A 22,713-nucleotide genomic window follows, 5' to 3' on the forward strand; every position below is an offset into this window, starting at 1 on the left:
TTAGTGAAAGTAGATGTTATAGTCGGCGCGGATGGCCGCATCGACGGCAGGATCGACCTGTATTTGCGCCCTTGCAAGGATATCATTCTTGCGCGCTATGGCCTTGTCCAGCAGCATGGGGCGTCCGGCCTCGACCCATTCCTTGGGGCTCATCCGGTTGCCCAAAGCGGGGTAGATGTATTCGGTTTGCATCAGCTTGAGCGTCTGATCGGACCCAAGATAGTGGCCGGGGCCACCAAGGCAGACAGCCTTCATTGCGTCGATTGACGTCGAATCTTCGGTCACGTCGATGCCCCGGATCGTGCGCAGAACCTGACCCAGAATATCGTCGCCCAACACCAGCGATTCAAGGCAGAACCCCAGCAGGGACGCGTGCATTCCAACGGATTCGTAGACCATATTCAGGCCCGAAAGCCCCGCAAGGACATTGGTAATCCCCTGCTCCCATCCGGCCTGCATGTCAGGCAGCTTGGCGTCGGATATCCCTGCCGCCGCGCCGCCCGGCAGATCGTAGAACCGGTGCATCTGGGCACAACCGGCGGTCAGCAGCGCCTGTTCGGCCGACCCGCCGGACATCGCGCCGGTCCGCAGGTCCGACACGAAAGGCCATGTGCCAAAGACGGCGGGATGCCCCGGCGCCATCGCGTTCACGTAGACGACACCGGCCAGGCATTCGGCCATCGCCTGAACGATGGCAAGCGCGATGGGGGCTGGTGCCGTCGCCCCCGCCTGTCCGGCAGACAGCAGCAACACCGGCATGCCACCCCTGATGCAATGCTCCATCGCGATGCAGCTTTCCTCGGCGAATTTCATGGGTGGGACGACGAAACAGTTCGAGTTGGAGATGAAAGGGCGCGCGCGCCATGCCGCCTCGCCGCCGGCAATACGGTGGATCATATCGAAACCGGGGGCGACATGGTGCGGGTCGCTGAACGACGTGCCGACGTGTTTGGTGGTGCCCGCACAACAAGCGTAGATCGTGTTCAGGTCCATTTCAAGGTTATCAACCACATCACGGCAGACCATGGCGCGCTGGAAAAAGTGTACATTATCAAGGTTATGAGTGATGCGGGCGGCATCGAACAGGTCTTGGGCGGTGCTATCGCGATAGGTATTCGTTGCCAGATCGACGATATGCACAGCCGCGCCAGCCGTGCCAAAATGGACGTTGGACCCGCTGAGGTGCAGGTCATGTTTCGGATCGCGCCCGTGCAGTGTGATGTTGCGCGCAGCAAGCGCCAGCATGTCTTCGACCAAGGCGCGGGGGAACCGCAATCTGCCGTCATCGCCCAGGATCGCCCCCGCTTTGGTCATGATCTCGACCCCGGATGGTGGGGCTTGCGACAAGCCGATTTGTTCCAACGCATCAAGCGCTGCGGCATGGATGCGCGCGACACCGGCGTCGGTCAGCGGCTTGTATTGCCCGCCCGGCATGCCCGCCCGCACGGGGCGCATATTATCCGGCAAAGGTGCGCTGCGCAGCGCGACGCGGGCGGCCCGACCGCCACTGCGAGATTTGGTAAGTACGGTGTCCGACATGGCGTGATCCCCCAATATCATCGCAGTATTGCGCCGGCCCGCACGCAGATCAATTCGCCGTTTCATATGATATTGATCGGCATTACCGATTAGTGCAAAGTGCAGCCATGCAGATTGAATTGATCGAAACCTTTCTGGACCTGTGCGAGACGCAAAGCTTTAACCAAACGGCGGATCGGATGGGGGTGACGCAGTCCACCGTATCGGGGCGGATAAAATCGTTGGAAAAGACGGTCGGGCGGCGGCTGTTCCGGCGATCTCGTTCGGGGACCGCGCTAACCACCGAAGGGCTGCGGTTTGAACCCCACGCCCGCAGTTTGCGGCACGGCTGGGCAACCGCGCTGAATGCCACGCGCGACAGCGGGATCGCCGGTGTCACGATGCGGATCGGCGTGCAGCATGACCTGATCGGCGTGGCCCCCAGCCAGTTGATCGGGCGATTCCGCGCCGCCCTGCCCGAGACGGTATTTTTCTTCGAGGCCGATTATTCCGCACAGATGTGTGCCGATCTGGTGGCCGGCACACAGGATGTCGCCGTGCTTTATTCACCCAGAATGCACCCGGACCTGCATTTTGAAACATTGGGCGAAATCAACTATGTCATGGTATCGACAACGACGGACCGTTTGGCGGATGTGCGGGCCGACACGTATATTCTGGCAAACTATGCCCCGGCATTTGCCGAAGCGCACGCGGCGGCGTTGCCCAGCCTGACGCGGGTGTCCCTGTCGATTGGGCAAAACGCGGCGATGGTGGATTTGCTGACGTCGCTCTCGGGCGCGGCCTATGTCCTGCCGCATTCAGCAGCCGCGTTGGTCGCGGCCGGTGCCGGTTTTTATGTGCAGGATGCCCCGCCAATATCGCAACCGATCTTTGCCGGGATCACGATGCGCAATCGGCACCGGGCGGCCTATCGCAAGCTGATGCGTCTGGCACATGACCAGTTTGGCCCCAAGACGCAGGGGCGTCCAAAGGCGTAGGGGTTGCCGCCGCGTCTGTGCGTCGCGACGGCGTTGGGCATCAATGGGCCAGAAACACAGCCGCAGTTTCCTGTTCGATCATCGTGCGGGTGGTCCCGCCGAAAACGGATTCGCGCAGACGGGTATGCCCATAGGCACCCATCACAATCAGATCGGCCGCATCAAGGCTGGCCCGATCCAGAATGACCCCGCCAAGCTCATCGCCGTTCGTCTGATATTGCTGAACGGTGACGTTGCAGCCGTGATGGCTGAGCCATTTTGCAAGGTCCGCACCGGGTTCTTCGCCATCCTCGCCCTCTTTCCTGACGGCATCAAAGGTCGCGATGGTGACCTTTTTCGCAGAAAGCAACATCGGCAGCGCCGCGTGAACGGCACGGGCGGCCTGCTGGCTGTTGTTCCACGCGACGAACACGTGTTCGGGCGACAGCGGCTTGGCCGTTTGACGCGGATTGATGATCACACCCGTCGGGGACTGGAACAAAATCCCATACAGGATCGTGCGAAACGCATCCCCGTTTTCGCGCATGTTGTCCTGCATCACGGCGACATCGCACAGCATCGCATGCGGGGCGACCATCTCATCCAAAGTTGCCGGAAAAGAGCAGATTACGCCCGCCTCGCCGGACACGCCTTGCACGGTGAAGAAATGGTTACTTTTCTCGCGCTGATCGGCAAGATCCTGGGCCAGCGCCTGACGCTCTTCGACCCAACTGTGCGGGATTTCAACCGCGCCATAGGGCATGCCGCCATAAGCATAGGCCGGGATCGGTTTGATCGGACCGATATGCAGGACAGACAGATGCGCGTTCTGCTTGGTCGCCGCATCCACCAGATATTCCAGATCGGCGGTTGTACCAGACGGCCCTTGCAGGACGAGGATGGTTTGGTTCTTCATGACAGGCTCCTTTGCATGACCTTGTTAATGTCCTAAGCGCTTTGCCCGTCACGCGAATTGACCTGCATCAATAGGCACCTTTTTGCCTGCGATAGCGTGCCTGCAAACAAGGAAAAGAGCGTCGGGCATGGCTGGTGAGGATTTCTATAAGGTTTTGGGCGTGGCCCGGACTGCCAGCGCGGACGACATCAAGCGTGCGTATCGCAAGCTGGCGCGCAAATATCATCCCGATGTACACAAAGGTGCCGGCACAGCCGAGAAATTTCAGGCCGTCGGCAATGCGTATGACGTGCTGCGCAACCCCGAAAAACGGGCGGCCTATGATGCGTATGGCGCGGATTGGGAAAACCCGCCACGCCCCGCGCAAGAAGGACAAAACTGGGACGGCGGTTTTGGCTTTGCCCGCGAAGACATGAGCCGGGCCGATGCGGGTGTTTTTCGGGATTTCTTTGATGCCTTCGGGTCGCGCGGGGGGTTTTCACGGCCATCCCCCCAACAGGCGCGTCTGGCGCTTGATCTCGAGGATGTGTTCGCCGGTGCGCGCAAGATCGTCGGGCTGCGGATGCCGGAAATGGACCCGCAAGGCCGGATGCATTGGCGCGATCACAAGGTCGTCGTGAACGTGCCCAAGGGTATTGGCGAAGGCCAGCATCTGCGCCTCAAGGGTCAGGGTGCCGAAGGGGCCGATTTGATCCTCGAGATCGCGCTGAACCCGCACCCGATCTTTCGGGTGGATGGCCGCGACATCAGTGTCGATCTGCCGATCACACCCTGGGAGGCGGCGTTGGGCGCCCGTATTGCCATGCCCACACCGGGCGGCAAGGTGCAAGTCAAAGTGCCGCCCAACGCCCGCAGCGGACAGCGCTTGCGCCTGAAAGGGCGCGGAATGCCGGGGGCCGTGCCCGGCGATCTTTATGCGTCTTTGTTGATCGTGAACCCACCGGTCAAGACAGCCAAGGCGCGGGAATTCTACGAACGTATGGCGGGGGAACTAAAGTTTGATCCACGCAAAGATCAGGGAGCTTGAGGAGATGAGACTGGCAAATCGCGAGCATATCGAAGTGATTGAAACGCTGACGCTGACAGAGCTGAGCGCGTTCTGCCATGTGCAGGCCGACTGGGTCACGTCGCTGGTTGATTACGGCGTATTGGACCCGTTGGGCGGTGACGCGGCGGATTGGCGGTTTTCGCCGCCCAATGTGCTGCGCGCCCGCAAGGCCCGCCGATTGACCCATGATCTGGGTCTGAACTTGGCCGGTGTGGCGTTGGTTCTGGATCTGATCGAGGAACGCGACGCATTGGCGCGCAAGCTGGCGCAGTTGGGTTACTGACGCACCGGGGCGCGCCCGCAACGGCGCCGCGCCCCGTTTCGCGCTACTTGTCGACGATTTCAACTTTGCGCAGGGCAGCCTTTGCCGTGGCGGGTTTGCGGATTTGCAGCTTGAGCACGCCGCCTTCGAATTCAGCGGTCACCGCCTCGTCATCGGGGGCAAAGCCCAGCGGGATCGTGCGCTGAAACCGGCCATAGCTGCGTTCGACAAGGCGGTAATTCTTGTCTTTCTCTTCGCGCTTATCCTCTTTTTCGCCTTTCAGCGTCAGCAGTTCACCATTGATCGTGACGTCGATGTCATCCTTGGTGACACCCGGCACCTCTGCGGTGATTTCCAGCATGTCATCGGTTTCCGACAGGTCAATGGCGGGCACCATCTGGCCCGAAACACCCAGACGAAACGCCGTGTCGCGGGTCATCGGGTTGAAACGGAATCGGTCAATCACGCGCTCCATCTCTTGCTGCAGCGTCTCAAAGAAGGGCTGTGGGTTGTTGGGTTGCAGAGCGATCTGGTTATCCATGACGATTCCTTTCGGTTGGGGTTGATGCCGGCAGGGATACAGTTTCACCCCGAAAATTGATTGATTTTAGTCAATTGGGCGGCCCTTGGGCTGCGCTAGAAAGGGCGCAACCGAAATCAGCGAGGTCATGCCATGTGGAAATTCATCCTGATACCGCTGATCGTAATGGCAGGCATGGCCGACGCCGAAAGCGTCACCACGACGAACGGCACCGACACGTTCACCGCCGGGTCCACGATCATGCAAAGCTATAACGCCACGGGTGATGTATTTGTCGCCGGTGATGTCGTCACGACCGCAGGTCAGGCCGGCGGCGACGTGCATGTCGCGGGTATGGACGTGGATTTCAACACCGCGACGGACGCGGATTTATACGCCATCGGGGCGACCGTGACGATCCGTGCCAATGTCGCCCAAGACGTCACCGCGATCGCCTATAGCGTGCGCCTTGCGCCCGAGGCGGCGGTGGGCGGCAATGCGCGCCTTGCCGGGCGGGCGGTGATCATTGACGGTCCCATCGCCGGGGCGCTGTCGGTTGCCGCGGGCGAGGTCACGCTGAACGGCACGATCGCTGGCGACGCGCGGATCACGGCAGAAACGATCAGCTTTGGCCCCGACGCCAAAATCCTTGGCCTTCTGACCTACGCCAGCGAAGAGCAGATGCGCATCCCCGAACGTGTGATCCCCGCCGACCGTGTCCGCCATGAAACATTGGACAGTGGGCGCATGTGGGACGAAATAAACCGCACATGGGACAAAGCCGAAATGCCGATGATGCCGACGTTCATGTCGCTGTTCGGGTTCTTCTTGATCACGCTGGCGTTCTTTGTGCTGATTGGCAGCATTTTCCTGACGTTCACGCCCAAGATCATCGCCAGCATGCGCCGCGAGGTTGCAGACCGGCCCGGACATATCTTTCTGCTTGGTATTCTGGGGCTGTCGATGCTGTTCGGGCTGGTGCCGATCACCGCGCTGACCATCGTCGGACTGCCGTTTGTGCCCTTCGCGATCTTGCTGATCCTTCTGGCCTGGACGCTGGGCTATGTGCTGGCCGCCTATGCCATTGCCATGCGCGTGATGGCGCTACTGGGCGGGGCCGAGCATCCGCCATTGCTGATCCGGCTGCTGATTCTGGTGGTTGCCGTTTGTATCGTGACGCTGCTGAACTTTATCCCGTTCGTGGGGTGGATCATCAACTACACGCTGGTGTTGCTGGGTATCGGCGCCATGACCAGCGCGCTTTTCAACTGGCTGATTGGCAACCCAGGTTACGCATTCGACGTCGATATGAAGCCGATCACCCCCCAAGAACCAACCACAGGAGCCTGACCATGACACGTACGATACATGTCTTTGACCGCACGGTGCATGAAGCCCACGATTGGGTGAACGAACTGACGGGGCGGCTTGACTGGACCAGCGAACGGGATGCGCTGCGCCTGTTGCGCACCGTGATGTGCCGGGTCCGTGACCATCTGCCGGTCAATGAAATGGCGCAATTTTCGGCACAGCTGCCGATCATATTGCGCGGTATGTTCTATGAAGGATGGCAGCCCAAACTGACCCCCGTGCACGAACGCCGTGCCGCAGATTTTATCGACACCATCCAGCAGGACGTTGGCGATATCCTCGACTATCGCGGGCCCGCCGACATCACGGCGGTTTTCAAACTGATCAACGCGCGGATTTCACGCGGCGAGGTAGAGGATGTGCGCGCAAACCTGCCCGCACAACTGCGTGATATGTGGCCGGAACCCTGATGTCCGGCTCGCCGTGGGTGACTATATGTCACCTTCGGCAACGGCCAAAAGATCACGTGGTTTCAACACGATAACCGTATGCACCCGATCAAGCGCGATCACATTGCTTTTGCGCAATTGGGTAAACGTCCGGCAGACCGTTTCCGTGGTCAGCCCCAGAAAATCAGCGATATCCGATCTGCTCATGGGAAGATCGAACTGGGTGAATTGGCCAAGGTCGGTGCCGACACGTTCCGACAGGATGCACAGAAACGACGCGACCCGTTCGCTGGCCGATTTGCGCCCCAGCATCAAAAAATGATCCTGCATCGCGCTGATCTCGCGCAGGGCCGCCTGTAGCAGACGGGTACGCAAGGCCGCATCGCCTTTGTTGCTTTCCAATGCGGATCGGTTGTGTACCACAACGGCCGCTGCCCGCAGCACATCGCAGTCCGTGTGATAGCGCCCGTCACTGGGAAAGCCCACGACGTCGCCGGGATAGCCAAAAGCGATGACCTGCCGCCGCCCATCTTCCAGCACACGCGTCAGGCGCAAAACGCCGCTGACGACTTCGTAGATATTGCGTGCATCCTGACCTTCGTGAAACAGGTGCTTGCCCGGTTGCAGCCGATGCAGGTGCCGCATGCGCGACGCCGCGCCAGACTCGGAAATCGGCTGCCGTTCGAGATGGTCGTTTGGTCGTGTAACGTACATTGCCGTTGCCCCCAGTTGCATAAGCCACCGTTATGGGGTTAAAGTGTCGCAGGCCTTTTATCGTGATCGTATTCAATTGTATTAATTTGTATCATTGAATTTGCTACGTTCAATTATTCGGTGTCGTAACGATTTAACACCCGAGACCGATCCTAATCCACGGTGGTGTTCATGCCCGATACGAACATTCTAGTCGTTGACGACGACCCAAAGATCCGCACGTTGTTGCGTCGCTGTCTTGAGGGCGAAGGATATCATGTGCACGAGGCGTCTGACTTGGCGTCAACCCTGGCGATGGTCAAAACCGTGCAGCCCGATCTGGTCACGCTTGATCTGCAACTGGGGTCTGATGATGGCTTTGACATCGCCCGGCAAATCAGGACCTTTTCACAGGTCCCGATTATCATGGTCACCGGCAAGGATGATGTCATCGACCGCGTCGTCGGCCTTGAGATTGGCGCGGATGACTATATCACCAAGCCGTTTCACCTGCGCGAGGTGGTGGCGCGGCTGAAATCGGTTTTGCGTCGTGCGCAACAGGCCCATTTTGCCGCAGACGACACGCCTCCGGCTAAAGACCCCGCCAAGGTGCTTTGCTTTGATGGCCTGAAGGTCACGCTGGACCGTTTTGCGCTGATCGGTCGCGACGATAGCCCGATTGAGCTGACAAGCGGCGAATTCAAACTGCTGCGGGTGTTTCTGGAACGCCCCAAACGCACCCTGTCGCGCGAAATGCTGATGGATAAGGTTGGCGGCATTGAATGGGCGCCGCTGGATCGCACGATTGACAATCAGGTGGCACGCCTGCGCAAAAAGATCGAACGGGACCCCGCGCACCCGCGCCTTATCTCGACGGTGCGCGGCATCGGCTATGCGTTTTCCTGCGAGGTGACGCGGGCAAACGATCAGTCGCCAGCCAATATGGACTGAAGCGTTTCGGCCAGATGGGCCTGACCATGCGGCTTTTGCAGTATTGCGAAGACTGACGCGCTGTTATCGGGATTTGCGGCATACCCGGATGTCAGAAGTATCTTGATGGTCGGGAACGCCTCCTGCACTTTGATCGCAAGGTCATACCCGCTTAACATGCCGGGCATCACGACATCGGTAAACAAAAGGTCGACCTGCAGGCCCGATTGCAGCATCGCGAATGCGGTGTCGCCGTCCGGTGCCTCAAAGGAGCGATAGCCCAGCGCGCGAATACGCCTGACCGACAGGGACCGCACCAATGGATTGTCGTCAACGATCAGGATGGTCCGGTCCCCGCACGAAAGCGGGACAGCGCGCGGCGTGGTGTCAGCGACACTGCGGGCGGCGATATCCGGTAAAATCGGAAAATATAGCGCGAATGTGCTGCCCATGCCGGGGTGGCTCTGCAATGTGATGTACCCGCCCGATTGCCGCAAGAACCCATAGACCATGGCCAGACCAAGCCCTGTACCCTTGCCCGGCGGTTTGGTCGTAAAGAATAGCTCGAAGGCGCGGCGTTGCACATCGGGCGGCATGCCATCCCCGGTGTCGGTGATCGACAGGCGCACATAGGCACCCTGTGCGACGTCGGCTTCCTGCGGCATCCGCGTGTCGTCAATGACGGCCACTTGCGTCTGCAACGTCAGCTTGCCACCGTCGGGCATGGCGTCGCGGGCATTCAGCACAAGGTTCACGACGGCTGTCTGCAACTGGGTCGGGTCAACCGCAATCAAAGGCAGGTCTGCGGCCAGATCGACATAAATCTGGTAATCGGCACCCAGCGTCCGCTTGAGAATCGCCAATGCGCGTTCGCACCCCTGGTTCAGATCAAACGCCTCTGTCTGCAGATCGCCGTGCCGGGAAAATACCGTCAGCCGCGCCGTCAGGTCCGCCCCCATCGTGGCGGCCTCAAGGGCATCGGCCAACATGCTTTGGCCGTCATCCCCCGTGACCTTGGATTGAAGCAGTTCAAGATTGCCGATGATGACGGTCAGCAGGTTGTTGAAATCATGCGCGATACCGCCCGTCATCTGCCCCAGCGCATCCATCCGCTGTGACTGCGCCAGCGCATCCTCGATCACGCGCCGTCCGGTCAGATCATGCAGGATCGCAATAAAGATCGGCTCTCCCTCGGCGTCCGTCCGGCCCACCGAAATGTGCAGGGGAAACAGCGTGCCGTCCTTGCGTTTGCCGTCAACCTTGCGGCCAGTTCCGATGATCCGCGCGTCGCCTGTCACCAAATGATGCGACATGTAGCCATCATGCCGCAAGGCGACCGCATCCGGCATCAGATCATTCACGGACAGACCAGCAAGCCGGCCCACGTCATACCCGAACAAATCCTCGGCTGCGGTGTTCGCCCTTGCGATCATCCCGGCCCGATCGGCCACCAGAATGGCATCAACGGCGGCATCAAAAACCGCGCCAAGCAGTGTTGCGTCCTGAAAGGAGCTGTCAATCATTGTGTGACACTGCCTGACAGTTCACCCTATGCACAAGCATAGATTGATCGGTTGTGCGCAAGGCCGCCACCCAAAGGCTTGGAACCGACCGATTGTTCAGGAAAGTCCGGGGAACATCGGAGGGGGGGGTCATGCCACTTGGGACGGCGCCGTCTGTAGCGTTTGCAGCAGGCTCAGATAGCCGATCAGGTCGGAAAGCGTGATAACGCCGCGCAATTGGCCGTCTGAAACCACCAGAAACTTGCGCTGCGGCCCTGTGGCGATCCGGCTCAGCACCGCTTCGGCGTTGTCGGTTGGCGCCACCATATTGTTGGCACGTGCCTCGACATAGACGTCACCGACAGCGGTCCGCGGCCAATGTTCGCGGTCAATCTTGCTCAGCACCGCGACATCAATGTAGCCCAGCACGCGCGTGCCTTCGACCACGGGCACAAAGCCGACGCGCCGCGACAGGATATAGTGATCAACCAGCGTCTGCAGCGTTTCATCCGGCGAAATGGTCAGCGGACGGGGCGTCATGATCTCGCTGACGGTTTTGTCGCGCAGCGCAGCGTGGATCCGCATGTTTTGATAGGCGTTTTTACCCGAAGCCAGTATGAAAAGACCGATAATCACAATCCACAGCCCCCCGAACTGTCCCGAGACGACGACATCCAGCGACCCAAGGCCGATCAGCAAATAGGCAAACACGCTTCCGATTGCCGTCGCTTTTTCGGTCGCGCGCAATTGGTCGCCCGAACGGTTCCACAACACCGCCCGCAAGACACGCCCGCCATCAAGCGGGAACGCGGGCAGCATGTTGAATATCCCAAGGATCAGGTTGGCCAGCGCCATGTATGACAGCAGCGCAAGAATGCTCGCTGGCATTTCAGCGACCTGAGCGACCGCCGCTGCGATCCAGAACACAAACGCCAGTGCCAGACTGGCCGCAGGCCCGGCAAGCGCAATCCAGAATTCAGTGCCCGCAGTCGGCGGTTCGCTGGCCAACTCGGCCACGCCGCCAAAGATGAACAACGTGATCCCCTTGATCGTGACACCGCAGCGCCGCGCGACAAGCGAATGTGAAAGCTCGTGCAGGATCAGCGAGGCGAACAGCCCCAGCATCGCCAAGACCGCCAGCACGACAATCTGGCTGGTCGACGCATCGGGAACAACGCTGGGAAAATAGCCCCCTGCGAGACTCCAAACGACCAAGGCGGCGATGAAGAACCAGCTGACATCGACCTTGATATCATATCCAAACAGCGAAAATATCGTCAAACCTCTGAGCGGCATGGTGAGTTCCCTCGCTTTTGCTCAACTTACAATGTGTTATCGGGTGCCCGATTGATTTGTGTCACTTTGGACTGCGGGCAGCCGCCACCCGCGTCACCCTGCGCTTGATCAAGATCAATGGGCGGCACCGCCAAGCGCATTAGTTTTCCCAAATCATAACCCAGCAAAGGACGGCACCATGGCCAAAAAGACGCAAACCCCCGACACCGATGACCCGATGACCATGGCCCTTGAGACGATGCAGGACGCCGGTCTGGGGTCGTTTGCATGGATGGGCACCACATGGACCGAGGCGATGTCAGATATGGGCAGCGAGGTTCTGAATTTTATCGCCAGCCGGTACAGTGAAGATGTGAAAACCCAACACGAAATGTTGCACTGCAAATCGCTGACAGAACTACAGCAGGCTCAGGCGGCGTATCTGGAACGCGCCTATGTGCAATATACGGTTGAGGCCGGCAAGCTGCTCAAGCTGGGAACCGAAGCGTTTCCACAGCTACCGACCAAGACCAAAGCAACGCCGCTTTAGTCGGTCAACGTATGACGCAGGACAATGCGCTGGCCCGGTGACAGGTTGTCATTGGGGTGCATGACCACCGCATCCCCGGCCACCAGACCATCCAGCACCTGTGCAAACTGGCTGCCACGCCGCCCCAGCGTGATGGCCCGTTCGCGTGCGATATCGCCGTCTGCGACAAAGACGGTCCACGTCTCCCCACGCTTGAAAACCGCGCTCAGCGGGACCTGAAGCGTATCGTCGGTCTGCCATTCGATAATCCGCAGGAAAACCGCAAATCCGTCGCCCAGCGCGGGCCGCTCTTCGGGTGCGGATGTGATGTCAAAGGTGGCATCGACCCGCTGCTCTTCGATCCCAAGCGCCGAAATTTTGGTCCGCGCAGCCGGTGCGATCTGCACCAGCGTCGCGCTCAGCGCATGATCCCCGCCCCAACGCTCCACGACGGCAGAGGCGCCGGGGCTGATGCGCACGGCATCGCTGGACAACAGGTCGGCGACAATCTCAAGCTGGGATGGGTCACCGATGCTTAACAGCGGTGCGCCGGTGCTGACGGGCCGTTCGCTTGCGCTGGTCAAGGTCAGGACAACGCCATCCGCCGGTGCCATGATCTGCAAGCAACAACTTGGATCGGTCGCGGCCAGCGGGTCGGGCACCTGCAGCATCGTTTGCAGCCGGATCAACGTGCTGTTGGCCATATCAATGCGCGCCGACGCGGCGGCGACGGTTGCATTGGCAACGGCAAGACGCTCTGCGGCAGCTTCAAGCTGGGTGATTGATGCAACGCCGCGCTGCACCAATATCTGGGTCCGGTCGAACTGTGATTGGGCCAGACGTTTGTCATCCACGGCCTTGGTCATATCTGCCTGGGCGACGCGCAATGCCGCCTCGGCCTCTTGGACGCTGGCTTCGGCCTGTAGCTGGCTGCGGCTGTCCAGCAGGCCAGAGGTCGCCGGACGCACCGTCGCGACAACGGTTTCACCCGCGATCACCGGGTCCCCCACGGCCACCGGCGACCGCAATGCGGTGCCCGCGATCGGGCTGGCCACGTCATAAATATCGCGGATCTGCGTCACGCCGTCGGCATTGATCGTGACCCGCAGCGGGCCGCTGGCCACATGATGCAGATCGACCGGCACCGGATCAGGCCGAAAGGCGACATAGGCCAGCCCGACCATCACAGCGACACCCGCCGCCGTCAGAATAATTGTGCGCGGTTTCCAGGACATGGGCTATTCCCTTACTTTCATGACAGTGACGAGGCTTTGTTTGTCCAGACGGCGCCGCACGATCATGACCGACGCAAACGCGGCCAACAGCACGACCAGACTGGCTTTTGCAAAAATGGCAGGGCGCAGGACCAGCGGAATATTGTACAGATCACTGGTAAAGCCATTGGCCATTGCCGCCGCGATTTGCGCGCCCAGCAGCCAGCCCAGCGGCTGCGCCAAAAGCGCCAGCAGCATGGTTTCACCGATCAGGATGTAAGAGACTTCGCCACGGGTAAAGCCAAGAATACGCAGGCTGGCTAGTTCACGCGACCGTTCCGACAACAAGATGCGCGCGCCGTTGTACGCGACACCTACGGTGATCAACAACGAAATGACGATGTAGACAGTGTTCATCGCCACCACGTTTTCCTGAATCGTATCCAGAAACGACCGGCGGCTGTCGGACATCATGACGATGCCGGCCAGATTGGGAATATCCTTGACTGCGGCATGAAGGTCCGCAACCGCGCTGTCGTCCAGCGACACGTTCACCACCGTGTAACGCGGCGATTGCCGCAGCAGGCGATTGACATAGACCACGTCCATATAGGCCCCAAGGCCAAAGTATTGATCGACAATGCCGGTCAGCGTCACCGTGAATACTTCCTTCCGCCCGCTCAGGAACGCAACGGCCAACGGATCGCCAACCCGCAGGTGCAGTTCTTCTGCCAGCCGCACGGACAACACGATACCGCCGGACGGCACGTTGATCTGTGCGCCGCTTTTGTCGATGATACGGCTCAGGTCCACATCGGGCGGTCGCGCCTCGATGGCGACACGTTTTTCATAGGGGCCATTGCGCAGAATGACCGGGTGGTATTGCTGGCCCTCGGCTTGCAGCACCGCAGGCAGTGCGGCGGCCGTTGCGATCACGCTTTGCGGCATGTCGTGGGACAGCACCAGCATCGCATCCTGACGGTTGGTTTCGTAAAATGCGCTATCCACGATCTTGTCCAGCGCATCGTTAAAGAACGATGGTGCCACAACCGTCGCCACCGCCAGCGCAAGCCCCAGCGTCGTCAGCCCGCTGCGCCACGGCCACCGCAACAGGCTGCGCAGGATCATGACCGTTGGCTGGCTCAGGCGCAGCGTCGCCATCGCCCGGTCCACAAACGACCGTTTGAACTGCGGCGGTGCGGGGGGCAGCATGGCCACGGCGGGTGCCAGACGCGCCGCCTGCAACGCGCTTTGCGCCGCGCCCAGCGTCGTGGTCAGCAGGGCCGCCGCGCCCGACATCGCATAGACCCAAGGCGACGTGCCGAAAATCAGAAACGGAAAATCGAAATAGCGCGCGTATTGCATCGCCAACAGGCGCGCCAGCCACGTGCCCGCCACCCAACCCACACCGATACCGACAAACGCGATCAGCGCCGCCAGCATCAGATAGTGCATGCAAACCTCCAGATCAGAGTATCCAATCGCCTTCAAAAGCCCGATCTGGCTGCGTTCCAACGCCACGATCCGGCCCATGACCATACTGACCAGAAACGCCGAAATGCCGAAAAAGATTGGCGGCAGGACCGACGCCATCATGCGCAACTGTTTGATTTCCGCGTCGATAAAGCTGTCGGATTGTTGCAGGCTGCGGTCATATGCGCCCAACCCGCCATAGGGATCAAGCACCGCATCGACCCGGTCGATCACCGTCTTGGTATTGGCACCGGCGGTCAGCTTCAGGGACACGTCGTTAAACGCCCCCGTCATGTCAAACGCAGCCGCGACCGCAGGCTCTGACATCCACAAAATCCCAAAGGTCGCATTGTTGGGCATCAGCGCGCCGGGGCCGATAGTATAGATGAATTCAGGCGAAAGCGCGGTGCCGGTGATCGTCAGTTGCCGCTTTTGTCCGTTCAGGTTGGCAAAGAAATGGTCCCCCGGCACAAAACCGTTTTCAATCGCAAACGGGGCATTCACGACCACCTCGGTCGTCGAGGTGGGCGCCGGAAACCGCCCAGTGCGCAACAGCGGCACATTCACGCGCGGTTGTCCGTCTATGGGCAGCGACAGGATGCGCCCGGTCGCGCTTTCCACAACCCCCGGCAAGTCCAGAACCGCATGGCCGGTAATCCGCGTTTCAACCGCCCAGACGCCGTCAATCGCAGCCAATTCTGCCGTCAGGCTTTCGGGCGCGCGCCGCACATCGCTGAACACATCGGCAAAACGGTTGCGTTCGTAATAAGTCTGCCGCGTTTCGCCCAGCGCATTATACATCCCCACAGCGGTCAACAGGATCGCCACACCGCACGCCAGCACAAGGGCAATCGCCACTGCCTGCTTCCAAAGGCGCGCAAAATCGCGGACCAGCTTTTTGTCCAGCGCGTGCATCACCATGTGATATCCGCCGGGGCAATGCGTTTGTCATTCACCAGCACATTGCTGATCTTGCCGTCCTGAAACTGAATCACCCGATGGGCCATCCGCCGAATTTCAGCGTTATGGGTGATGATGACGGTCGTGGTGCCAAAGCGTTCGTTGATATCCTGCAGCACCTCAAGCACCTGCACCCCGGTCGTGCTGTCCAGCGCGCCGGTCGGTTCGTCACACAGCAGGATTTCGGGCCGCTTTGCGATAGCGCGGGCAATGGCCACGCGCTGCTGTTCGCCGCCCGACATTTCGGACGGGAAATGGTCGATGCGTTTGCCCAGACCCACCAGTTGCAGCGCCTCTTCGGCGGGCATCGGATCGGTTGACACATCGGTCACCAGTTGCACATTTTCGCGCGCGGTCAGGCTGGGCACCAGATTATAGAATTGAAAGACAAACCCCACATGATCGCGCCGATACCGCGTCAGGCCGCGGTCCGACATCTTGGTCAGTTCGGTGTCGCGAAACCAGACCCGCCCTTCGGTGGCATGATCCAGCCCGCCAAGAATATTCAAAAGTGTCGATTTGCCACTGCCCGATGGCCCCAAAAGCACGGTCAATTCGCCTGTATAAAGCTCCAGATCGACCCCGGCGAGGGCAAAGACCTTGACCGCGCCGGTCTCGTAGACCTTCGTTACACCCTGCGTTCTGAACACGACCTCAGGCATGGACCGGACCATTGCGCGCGCCACGGGTGCCGCCGGTTTGCCCTGTGGTTTGCCCTGTGGTTTGCCCTGTGGTTTGGATACAACGAAACATATCAACCTCATCCAGTAATCCATCACGACAGTCGCCGAACGGCCCCCCCAAGACATTGACGTATATCAATGAAGGCAGGGGGCCGCCTGTTATGGTGGAATCAAGATGCCCGTGGGCGATCCACGGTACCTGCATCATGCAAAGGAGATCAAAAATGGCCACTAATGTTGGAACAGTAGACCGGTTTATTCGGTTTGTGGTTGGAATTGCCTTGTTTATCGCGCCGCTGCTGAATTTCATGGGCACCGGAAGCAGTGCGGTTGTCGCCTATGTGCTGATGGGGATCGGCGCGATCTTGGTCCTGACCTCTGTCATGCGGGTCTGTCCGATTTATAGGGTGCTTGGCCTTTCAACATTCAAGGCCTGACGCGCCCATGGATATCCGGCGCATTGCCGCAGATTTTGCTGTCAGCGATCAGTTGACGGCAAATGATGTCGCGCAGGCCCATAGCCTTGGGTTCCAAAGCATCATCTGCAATCGTCCCGATGGCGAAGACGTCGCGCAGCCGCTGTTCGAAAGCATTGCCGCCGCAGCCTACAACGCCCTTCCCAAGCCCGTTTTGGCCTATTGCAAAACCGGCACCCGCAGCGCCACAACCTTTGGTTTGGCGTTTCCCAACGGCCGCTAGGGCCGATTGACAAGGATCAACCAGACGCTTTGCGCGTCATCTAGCCTTGGTGCGACAGACCCTGCCCAAAGGATGCAAAAATGGTTGATCCGTCGCAAACCCAGACCGTCAGCGCGTCAAAAGACCGATTTCCGTCGGCATTCACCATTCTTTTTGCCCTGATCGTGATCGTCGCCGCGTTGACTTGGGTTATCCCCGCGGGTCAATACGACCGCGCCGAAGACACCGTCCTTGGCCGCAACATGCCCTTGCCCGGCACCTACAAGCTGGTGGAAAGCGCACCCCAAGGCTGGCTGGATGCGTTGCGTGCGCCCATCGCGGGGTTCTACGATCCCGCGACCTACACTGCCAACGCGATTGATGTTTCGCTGTTCGTGCTGGTTATCGGCGGTTTTCTGGGCGTGGTGAATGCCACAGGCGCGATCAACAGCGGCATTGCGGCGGCCATGCGCCGGATGGAAGGGCGCGAAAAATGGATGATCCCGATCCTGATGGCGCTGTTTGCGGCAGGCGGCACAACCTACGGCATGGCCGAGGAAACGCTGGCTTTTTATACCATCCTTATTCCCGTGATGATTGCCGCCGGTTATGATGCCGTCACCGGGGTTGCGGTGATCATGCTGGGGGCGGGCATTGGTGTGCTTGGGTCCACGATCAACCCTTTTGCGACAACGATTGCGTCCAATGCGGCGGGTATTGCATTCACCGACGGGCTGATGCTGCGGCTGGTCATGCTGGTGCTTGGCTGGGCGATCTGCGTCGCCTTTGTGATGCATTACGCAGCCAAGGTCAAAGCCGACCCAAACCGGTCCATCGTCGCTGACCGGGCCGACGCCAATCTCCGGCATTTTCTGGGGGGCCAAAGCAAAGCGCCCGATCCGCTGACCGGTAATCAGATGATTATCCTGCTTTTGTTTGCCGCCACCTTTGCCCTCATGATCTGGGGTGTCGCCCTGCAGGGCTGGTGGATGGCCGAAATGTCGATGCTGTTTCTGGGGGCTGCCATTGTCATCGGCGTCGTTGGGTGGATCGGCGAAAAGCCGTTTGTCACCGCCTTTGTCGATGGCGCAAGAGACCTGCTGGGTGTCGCCCTGATCATCGGGCTGGCGCGCGGGATCGTGGTGGTGATGGACGCGGGCCGGATCACCGACACGATCCTTTTCAATGCCGAACAGGCTATCGCGGGCACATCCGAAGTGATGTTCATCAATGCCATGTACTGGACCGAAGTCGCGATGAGCTTTCTGGTGCCATCGACCTCTGGGTTGGCTGTTCTGTCGATGCCGATCCTTGCGCCGGTATCCGATTTTGCGGGCGTCGATCGTGCGATGGCCGTCACCGCCTATCAATCGGCTTCGGGGATCGTGAACCTGATCACCCCGACCTCTGGCGTGGTTGTGGGCGGGCTTGCCATCGGGCGGGTCCCCTATGACCGTTGGCTGTGGTTTCTGGCGCCGCTGCTGCTGGTTCTGACACTGCTGATCATGACACTTCTCAGCATTGGGGTGATGATATGACCGCCCTTGGCGTCCATTCAGAGGTCGGAAAACTGCGCAAAGTGATCGTGTGCCGCCCCGGTCTTGCCCATGATCGGCTGACGCCCGCAAACTGTGACGCGCTGCTGTTCGATGATGTGTTCTGGGTCGCTCAGGCCCAGCGCGACCATGCTGACTTTTGCCAAAAGCTCAGCGATCAGGGCACCGCCGTTCTGGAGGTGCATGATCTGCTCGCTGACATCCTGGCCGAAAAATACGTGCGCGACGTGATCCTTGAACAGATGGTGACGGCCAATGTCGTGGGCGTCGCCATGCTGGACGAAATGCTGGGCTGGTGCGAGGGAATGCCCGCCGCCGACCTTGCCCGCTATCTGATCGGCGGTATCGCGGTGCATGACCTGCCGTTCAAGCCAAACGGCATGACCGCTGCGGTGCTGGGGCCGACCGGGTTTTTGCTGCAACCCCTGCCGAACATGATTTTCACCCGCGATACATCGGCCTGGGTCTATGGCGGCGTCACGCTGAACCCGATGCATTGGCCCGCCCGTCAGCGCGAGACGGTATTGATGTCAGCGATCTACCGGTTTCATCCGCTGTTTCAAGACGACACGCATATCATTTGGGAAGGTGATACCGCCCCCGGCCCCCGCGCGTCCCTGGAAGGGGGCGATGTGATGCCGATCGGCAAGGGCGTCGTGCTTGTCGGTGTCAGTGAACGCACGATGCCGCAGGCCGCAGGGCAACTGGCGCGCGCGCTGATTGATACGGGCGATGTGACGCGGGTGATCGGATGCGCGATGCCTGCCGCGCGGACGTCAATGCATCTGGATACGGTTTTCACCCTGTGCGACCGCGACGTCGCCACCAGCTTTGTCGACGTGGCGCAGGCGCTGCGCTGCTTTTCGATCCGGCCCGGTGACCGCGATGGCACCCTGGATATCCGCGCCGAAGACGCTGGTTTCTTTGATGTCGTCACGCAGGCGCTGGGCGTGCCAAAGCTGCGGATCGTGCCGACCGGCGGCGACAGCTATGAACAGGCGCGCGAACAATGGGACGATGGCAACAACGTGGTCGCCACCGGGCCGGGCACCGTTCTTGCCTATGACCGCAACACCCACACGAACGCCCTGCTGCGCAGCGCTGGCATCGAGGTGATCACCATACACGGCGCCGAACTGGGCCGGGGGCGCGGGGGCGGCCATTGCATGACCTGCCCCATACAGCGCGACCCGTTGGAGGATTGACATGACAGACAAGCTACACGGTCGCAGTTTTCTGACATTGCGCGACTTTACCCCAGCCGAGATCACACATCTTCTGGACCTTGCGGCGCTGCTGAAAGCCGCCAAAAAGGCAAGACACGAACAGCAATACCTCATCGGTCGCGAGATCGCCCTGATCTTTGAAAAAGACAGCACCCGCACCCGCGCCGGGTTCGAGGTGGCCGCCTACGATCAGGGCGCCCATGTGACGTACCTTGGGCCATCGGGGTCGCATTTGGGCAAAAAGGAAACGGTCAAAGATACCGCGCGCGTGCTGGGCCGGGTTTACGATGCGATTGAATATCGCGGGTTCGGCCATGTGAATGCCGAAGATCTGGCGAAATGGTCCGGCGTCCCGGTTTACAACGGCCTGACCGACAGCTTTCACCCCACACAGATTCTGGCCGATCTGCTGACCATGCGCGAGCATAGCAAGAAAGCCTACAAGGATATCGCCTTTTGCTTTTTGGGCGATGTCGGCAATAACGTCGGCGGCAGCCTGATGCTGGGCGCGGTGAAAATGGGTATGGATGTGCGGCTTTGCGGGCCAAAGGCACAGTGGCCAGACCCTGACCTGCTTGCCGAAGCCCGCGATATTGCCGCGCAAACCGGCGCCCGCCTGACCGTGACCGCCGACGTCAAGCAAGGCGTGACAGGCTGTGATTTCATCCACACCGACGTTTGGGTGTCGATGGGCGAGCCGGACACAGTATGGGCCACCCGCATCGCTGCACTTTTGCCCTATCAGGTGAATGCCACGCTGATGGCGATGACCGGCAACCCGGACGCCAAATTCATGCATTGCCTGCCCGCGTTCCACAATACCGATACCGAAGTCGGCGCCCGCGTCGCCCGCGCCCACGGTCTTGACGCGCTGGAAGTCACCGACGACGTGTTCGAAAGCCCGGCGTCCATCGTCTTTGATCAGGCCGAAAACCGGATGCACACGATCAAGGCGGTGCTTGTCGCCACCTTGGGGGACTAGACCATGCGCGTCGTCGTCGCGCTTGGCGGTAATGCGATGCTGCGCCGGGGTGAACCGATGACCGCCGCCAATCAGCGCGCCAATATCCGCCGCGCCGCTGTCCCGTTGGCGGGGTTGGTGCGGGCCGGTCATATGTTGATCATCACGCACGGCAATGGCCCCCAGATCGGCATGCTGGCCAAGGCCGAAACCGGTTGGCCCCTTGATGTGCTGGGGGCCGAAACCGAAGGCATGATTGGTTTCGTCATTGAACAGGAACTGGAAAACGCGCTGGATCACGCGCATCCCGTCGCCACGATGCTGACGCAGGTGCTGGTTGATCCCGACGATCCGGCCTTTCGGGCGCCCACCAAATTCGTCGGCCCCATGTGGACCCACGCCGAGGCCAAGGCAATGGCCGCCCCCCGTGACTGGACCATTGCCCAAGATGGCAAAGGCTGGCGACGGGTCGTGCCTTCGCCCATGCCGATGGGTATCCCAGATATCCGGGCGCTGAGACTTTTGGTCGATAACGGGGTGATTGTCATCTGCGGCGGCGGTGGCGGCATCCCGATTGCACGGGCGGCCAACGGCACCTATCATGGTGTCGAAGCGGTCATCGACAAGGACCACCTGAGCGCGCTTTTAGCCAAAACGCTGGCGGCCGATGCGCTGCTACTGTTGACCGATGTCGATGCCGTCTACCAGAATTTTGGAACGCCCGATGCCACTGCGATTACGACCATGACCCCGACCCAGGCCGCCGCATTGCCATTGCCCGCAGGCTCCATGCGGCCAAAGGTGTTGGCCTGCTGCAATTTCGTGACCGCAACAGGCGGCATTGCCGCCATTGGCAAGCTGGCAGATGCAGCGGACATCCTTGCGGGTCGGACCGGAACGCGCATTGTGGCGCAGGCCGAATGACGCGCCACCCCCATATTGAAATCGCTGACGACACGATGCGCCTGAGCGGCGATATGTTGATCAGCGATATCGAAGGTATCGCCGGGGCCAACGTGCCGTCAGGCACGATCAGCGTCATCGACATCACACAGGTCGGCCGGATGGATACCGCTGGCGCATGGGCGGTTGTCTCGCTGGAACGGCGGATTGGCGGCGGCGGTTCGAAACCCATGGTCACCGGCGCATCGCAAGCGCAGGCAGGACTGCTTGCCACCCTGCGCGAACACATGCCCCAGGACGCCGCCGTGCCGTCGCACAAAATCTCGGTCGCCGACAGGCTCGAAGCATTCGGGCGCGCAACCACGCGCGCTGCCCACACGGCCATCGCCATGACCGGGTTTCTGGGGCAGGTCGTCGCCACGATGTTTGGCCTGATCCTGCACCCCAAACGCATCCGCTGGATCGCAATCGTGCATCACATGCAGCAGGTCGGCCTGAACGCGGTGCCGATCGTGTCACTGATGGCGTTCTTGATTGGCGTCGTGCTGGCCTTTCAGGGGGCGGCGCAACTGCGGCAATTCGGGGCAGAGGTGTTTGTCGTCGATCTGATCGCCATTTCGATCCTGCGCGAACTGGGCGTGCTGTTGACGGCGATCATCGTCGCGGGCCGCTCTGGTTCTGCGTTCACGGCGGCCATCGGGGCCATGAAAATGCGCGAAGAGATCGACGCGATGAAGACCCTTGGCGTCGATCCGATAACGGTGCTGGTCGTGCCACGGGTGCTTGCGCTGATCCTGATGCTGCCGGTTCTGGGGTTGATTGCCAATGTGTCGGGCCTGATCGGCGGCGCCATCATGTCGTGGATCGAACTGGGTGTATCGCCCAGCGTATTCAAGGCGCGGTTTGTCAGCGATACCGACGTCTGGCACTTTGGCGTCGGTATGATCAAGGCGCCGTTCTTTGCGCTGATCATCGGCATTGTCGGCTGCTACGAAGGGATGCAAGTGAAAGGCGACACTGAATCACTGGGCGAATTGACCTCTGTATCGGTGGTTCTGTCAATTTTCCTCGTCATCGCAGCCGACGCCCTGTTTTCGATCTTTTTCGAAATTGTCGGGGTATGACC

The 22,713-nt window shown here is 60.3% G+C and carries 23 protein-coding genes; 14 read left to right on the forward strand and 9 right to left on the reverse strand.

Annotated elements, in window-relative coordinates; all coding sequences use genetic code 11:
* Positions 1-1,539 carry a trimethylamine methyltransferase family protein gene (locus QZ196_RS00830; RefSeq protein WP_296423038.1) on the reverse strand — a complete coding sequence of 513 codons (1,539 nt, stop codon included), beginning with the start codon at positions 1,537-1,539 and terminating at the stop codon, positions 1-3.
* Between the two features lie 107 nt (positions 1,540-1,646).
* Here QZ196_RS00830 and QZ196_RS00835 point away from each other — a divergent pair, with 107 nt between their 5' ends.
* On the forward strand, positions 1,647-2,519 hold the full coding sequence (locus QZ196_RS00835) for a LysR family transcriptional regulator (RefSeq protein ID WP_296422880.1): 873 nt from the start codon (positions 1,647-1,649) through the stop codon (positions 2,517-2,519).
* Positions 2,520-2,559: 40 nt separating this feature from the next.
* Here the strand turns inward: QZ196_RS00835 and QZ196_RS00840 are convergent, their stop codons facing one another.
* Positions 2,560-3,414, reverse strand: a complete 855-nt coding sequence (locus QZ196_RS00840; protein WP_296422882.1) for a universal stress protein — start codon at positions 3,412-3,414, stop codon at positions 2,560-2,562.
* 127 nt (positions 3,415-3,541) lie between these two features.
* Between QZ196_RS00840 and QZ196_RS00845 the strand changes: the two genes are divergently transcribed.
* Positions 3,542-4,441 carry a DnaJ C-terminal domain-containing protein gene (locus QZ196_RS00845; protein WP_296422883.1) on the forward strand — a complete coding sequence of 300 codons (900 nt, stop codon included), beginning with the start codon at positions 3,542-3,544 and terminating at the stop codon, positions 4,439-4,441.
* 4 nt (positions 4,442-4,445) lie between these two features.
* Positions 4,446-4,745 carry a chaperone modulator CbpM gene (locus QZ196_RS00850; RefSeq protein ID WP_296422885.1) on the forward strand — a complete coding sequence of 100 codons (300 nt, stop codon included), beginning with the start codon at positions 4,446-4,448 and terminating at the stop codon, positions 4,743-4,745.
* A 43-nt stretch (positions 4,746-4,788) separates the two neighbouring features.
* Here QZ196_RS00850 and QZ196_RS00855 read toward each other — a convergent pair whose 3' ends face one another.
* Positions 4,789-5,265, reverse strand: coding sequence for an Hsp20/alpha crystallin family protein (locus tag QZ196_RS00855; protein ID WP_296422887.1), 477 nt, complete (start codon positions 5,263-5,265; stop codon positions 4,789-4,791).
* Between the two features lie 132 nt (positions 5,266-5,397).
* Here QZ196_RS00855 and QZ196_RS00860 point away from each other — a divergent pair, with 132 nt between their 5' ends.
* Positions 5,398-6,594 (forward strand): hypothetical protein, encoded by a 1,197-nt coding sequence (locus QZ196_RS00860; RefSeq protein WP_296422890.1) that lies wholly within the window; start codon positions 5,398-5,400, stop codon positions 6,592-6,594.
* A gap of 2 nt (positions 6,595-6,596) precedes the next feature.
* Positions 6,597-7,025 carry a DUF2267 domain-containing protein gene (locus QZ196_RS00865; RefSeq protein WP_296422892.1) on the forward strand — a complete coding sequence of 143 codons (429 nt, stop codon included), beginning with the start codon at positions 6,597-6,599 and terminating at the stop codon, positions 7,023-7,025.
* A 21-nt stretch (positions 7,026-7,046) separates the two neighbouring features.
* On the opposite strand, the gene QZ196_RS00870 is transcribed toward QZ196_RS00865, so the two are convergent.
* Positions 7,047-7,718: a helix-turn-helix domain-containing protein gene (locus QZ196_RS00870; RefSeq protein WP_296422893.1), complete on the reverse strand. Its 672-nt coding sequence runs from the start codon at positions 7,716-7,718 to the stop codon at positions 7,047-7,049.
* 171 nt (positions 7,719-7,889) lie between these two features.
* Between QZ196_RS00870 and QZ196_RS00875 the strand changes: the two genes are divergently transcribed.
* Positions 7,890-8,648 carry a response regulator transcription factor gene (locus tag QZ196_RS00875; RefSeq protein WP_296422897.1) on the forward strand — a complete coding sequence of 253 codons (759 nt, stop codon included), beginning with the start codon at positions 7,890-7,892 and terminating at the stop codon, positions 8,646-8,648.
* Here QZ196_RS00875 and QZ196_RS00880 read toward each other — a convergent pair.
* Positions 8,624-10,150 (reverse strand): PAS domain S-box protein, encoded by a 1,527-nt coding sequence (locus QZ196_RS00880; protein WP_296422898.1) that lies wholly within the window; start codon positions 10,148-10,150, stop codon positions 8,624-8,626. The two genes, QZ196_RS00875 and QZ196_RS00880, sit on opposite strands and share 25 nt — an antisense overlap.
* 129 nt (positions 10,151-10,279) lie before the next feature.
* On the reverse strand, positions 10,280-11,425 hold the full coding sequence (locus QZ196_RS00885; RefSeq protein ID WP_296422900.1) for a site-2 protease family protein: 1,146 nt from the start codon (positions 11,423-11,425) through the stop codon (positions 10,280-10,282).
* Between the two features lie 178 nt (positions 11,426-11,603).
* On the opposite strand from QZ196_RS00885, the gene QZ196_RS00890 reads away from it, so the two are divergent.
* Positions 11,604-11,954 carry a phasin family protein gene (locus QZ196_RS00890; protein ID WP_296422902.1) on the forward strand — a complete coding sequence of 117 codons (351 nt, stop codon included), beginning with the start codon at positions 11,604-11,606 and terminating at the stop codon, positions 11,952-11,954.
* Here QZ196_RS00890 and QZ196_RS00895 read toward each other — a convergent pair.
* From QZ196_RS00895 to QZ196_RS00905, 3 genes are read right to left on the reverse strand one after another with little or no spacing between them, the layout of a single operon-like run.
* A complete protein-coding gene (locus QZ196_RS00895) occupies positions 11,951-13,168 on the reverse strand; it encodes an HlyD family efflux transporter periplasmic adaptor subunit (protein WP_296422904.1) in 1,218 nt (405 codons plus the stop codon). The genes QZ196_RS00890 and QZ196_RS00895 overlap by 4 nt on opposite strands.
* A gap of 3 nt (positions 13,169-13,171) precedes the next feature.
* A complete protein-coding gene (locus QZ196_RS00900; RefSeq protein WP_296422905.1) occupies positions 13,172-15,541 on the reverse strand; it encodes an ABC transporter permease in 2,370 nt (789 codons plus the stop codon).
* On the reverse strand, positions 15,535-16,242 hold the full coding sequence (locus QZ196_RS00905; protein ID WP_296423040.1) for an ABC transporter ATP-binding protein: 708 nt from the start codon (positions 16,240-16,242) through the stop codon (positions 15,535-15,537). The genes QZ196_RS00900 and QZ196_RS00905 overlap by 7 nt, the downstream gene beginning before the upstream one ends.
* 245 nt (positions 16,243-16,487) lie before the next feature.
* On the opposite strand from QZ196_RS00905, the gene QZ196_RS00910 reads away from it, so the two are divergent.
* The 7 genes from QZ196_RS00910 to QZ196_RS00940 all read left to right on the forward strand — a co-directional run bounded on the left by QZ196_RS00910 (position 16,488) and on the right by QZ196_RS00940 (position 22,711).
* A complete protein-coding gene (locus QZ196_RS00910; RefSeq protein ID WP_296422907.1) occupies positions 16,488-16,700 on the forward strand; it encodes a DUF2892 domain-containing protein in 213 nt (70 codons plus the stop codon).
* 7 nt (positions 16,701-16,707) lie between these two features.
* Positions 16,708-16,962: a sulfur transferase domain-containing protein gene (locus QZ196_RS00915; protein ID WP_296422909.1), complete on the forward strand. Its 255-nt coding sequence runs from the start codon at positions 16,708-16,710 to the stop codon at positions 16,960-16,962.
* A gap of 80 nt (positions 16,963-17,042) precedes the next feature.
* Positions 17,043-18,479: a YfcC family protein gene (locus QZ196_RS00920; RefSeq protein ID WP_296422911.1), complete on the forward strand. Its 1,437-nt coding sequence runs from the start codon at positions 17,043-17,045 to the stop codon at positions 18,477-18,479.
* Positions 18,476-19,702 carry an arginine deiminase gene (locus QZ196_RS00925; RefSeq protein WP_296422913.1) on the forward strand — a complete coding sequence of 409 codons (1,227 nt, stop codon included), beginning with the start codon at positions 18,476-18,478 and terminating at the stop codon, positions 19,700-19,702. The genes QZ196_RS00920 and QZ196_RS00925 overlap by 4 nt, the downstream gene beginning before the upstream one ends.
* Position 19,703: 1 nt before the next feature.
* Positions 19,704-20,705, forward strand: coding sequence for an ornithine carbamoyltransferase (gene argF / locus QZ196_RS00930; RefSeq protein ID WP_296422915.1), 1,002 nt, complete (start codon positions 19,704-19,706; stop codon positions 20,703-20,705).
* A gap of 3 nt (positions 20,706-20,708) precedes the next feature.
* On the forward strand, positions 20,709-21,608 hold the full coding sequence (locus QZ196_RS00935) for a carbamate kinase (RefSeq protein ID WP_296422917.1): 900 nt from the start codon (positions 20,709-20,711) through the stop codon (positions 21,606-21,608).
* Positions 21,605-22,711, forward strand: coding sequence for an MlaE family lipid ABC transporter permease subunit (locus QZ196_RS00940; RefSeq protein WP_296422920.1), 1,107 nt, complete (start codon positions 21,605-21,607; stop codon positions 22,709-22,711). Before QZ196_RS00935 ends, QZ196_RS00940 begins: the two co-directional genes overlap by 4 nt.
* The last annotated feature ends 2 nt before the right edge of the window (positions 22,712-22,713 follow it).

Source organism: Yoonia sp., from assembly GCF_017854565.1.
GTDB lineage: Bacteria > Pseudomonadota > Alphaproteobacteria > Rhodobacterales > Rhodobacteraceae > Yoonia.

Coding starts and splice junctions, on each gene's coding strand:
- QZ196_RS00875 (WP_296422897.1), top strand. CDS start 7,890: ATGCCCGATACGAACATTCTAGTCGTTGACGACGACCCAAAGATCCGC.
- QZ196_RS00935 (WP_296422917.1), top strand. CDS start 20,709: ATGCGCGTCGTCGTCGCGCTTGGCGGTAATGCGATGCTGCGCCGGGGT.
- QZ196_RS00840 (WP_296422882.1), bottom strand. CDS start 3,414: ATGAAGAACCAAACCATCCTCGTCCTGCAAGGGCCGTCTGGTACAACC.
- QZ196_RS00895 (WP_296422904.1), bottom strand. CDS start 13,168: ATGTCCTGGAAACCGCGCACAATTATTCTGACGGCGGCGGGTGTCGCT.
- QZ196_RS00915 (WP_296422909.1), top strand. CDS start 16,708: ATGGATATCCGGCGCATTGCCGCAGATTTTGCTGTCAGCGATCAGTTG.
- QZ196_RS00835 (WP_296422880.1), top strand. CDS start 1,647: ATGCAGATTGAATTGATCGAAACCTTTCTGGACCTGTGCGAGACGCAA.
- QZ196_RS00925 (WP_296422913.1), top strand. CDS start 18,476: ATGACCGCCCTTGGCGTCCATTCAGAGGTCGGAAAACTGCGCAAAGTG.
- QZ196_RS00910 (WP_296422907.1), top strand. CDS start 16,488: ATGGCCACTAATGTTGGAACAGTAGACCGGTTTATTCGGTTTGTGGTT.
- QZ196_RS00860 (WP_296422890.1), top strand. CDS start 5,398: ATGTGGAAATTCATCCTGATACCGCTGATCGTAATGGCAGGCATGGCC.
- QZ196_RS00940 (WP_296422920.1), top strand. CDS start 21,605: ATGACGCGCCACCCCCATATTGAAATCGCTGACGACACGATGCGCCTG.
- QZ196_RS00850 (WP_296422885.1), top strand. CDS start 4,446: ATGAGACTGGCAAATCGCGAGCATATCGAAGTGATTGAAACGCTGACG.
- QZ196_RS00890 (WP_296422902.1), top strand. CDS start 11,604: ATGGCCAAAAAGACGCAAACCCCCGACACCGATGACCCGATGACCATG.
- QZ196_RS00885 (WP_296422900.1), bottom strand. CDS start 11,425: ATGCCGCTCAGAGGTTTGACGATATTTTCGCTGTTTGGATATGATATC.
- QZ196_RS00830 (WP_296423038.1), bottom strand. CDS start 1,539: ATGTCGGACACCGTACTTACCAAATCTCGCAGTGGCGGTCGGGCCGCC.
- QZ196_RS00845 (WP_296422883.1), top strand. CDS start 3,542: ATGGCTGGTGAGGATTTCTATAAGGTTTTGGGCGTGGCCCGGACTGCC.
- QZ196_RS00920 (WP_296422911.1), top strand. CDS start 17,043: ATGGTTGATCCGTCGCAAACCCAGACCGTCAGCGCGTCAAAAGACCGA.
- QZ196_RS00855 (WP_296422887.1), bottom strand. CDS start 5,265: ATGGATAACCAGATCGCTCTGCAACCCAACAACCCACAGCCCTTCTTT.
- QZ196_RS00905 (WP_296423040.1), bottom strand. CDS start 16,242: ATGCCTGAGGTCGTGTTCAGAACGCAGGGTGTAACGAAGGTCTACGAG.
- argF (WP_296422915.1), top strand. CDS start 19,704: ATGACAGACAAGCTACACGGTCGCAGTTTTCTGACATTGCGCGACTTT.
- QZ196_RS00880 (WP_296422898.1), bottom strand. CDS start 10,150: ATGATTGACAGCTCCTTTCAGGACGCAACACTGCTTGGCGCGGTTTTT.
- QZ196_RS00900 (WP_296422905.1), bottom strand. CDS start 15,541: ATGGTGATGCACGCGCTGGACAAAAAGCTGGTCCGCGATTTTGCGCGC.
- QZ196_RS00870 (WP_296422893.1), bottom strand. CDS start 7,718: ATGTACGTTACACGACCAAACGACCATCTCGAACGGCAGCCGATTTCC.
- QZ196_RS00865 (WP_296422892.1), top strand. CDS start 6,597: ATGACACGTACGATACATGTCTTTGACCGCACGGTGCATGAAGCCCAC.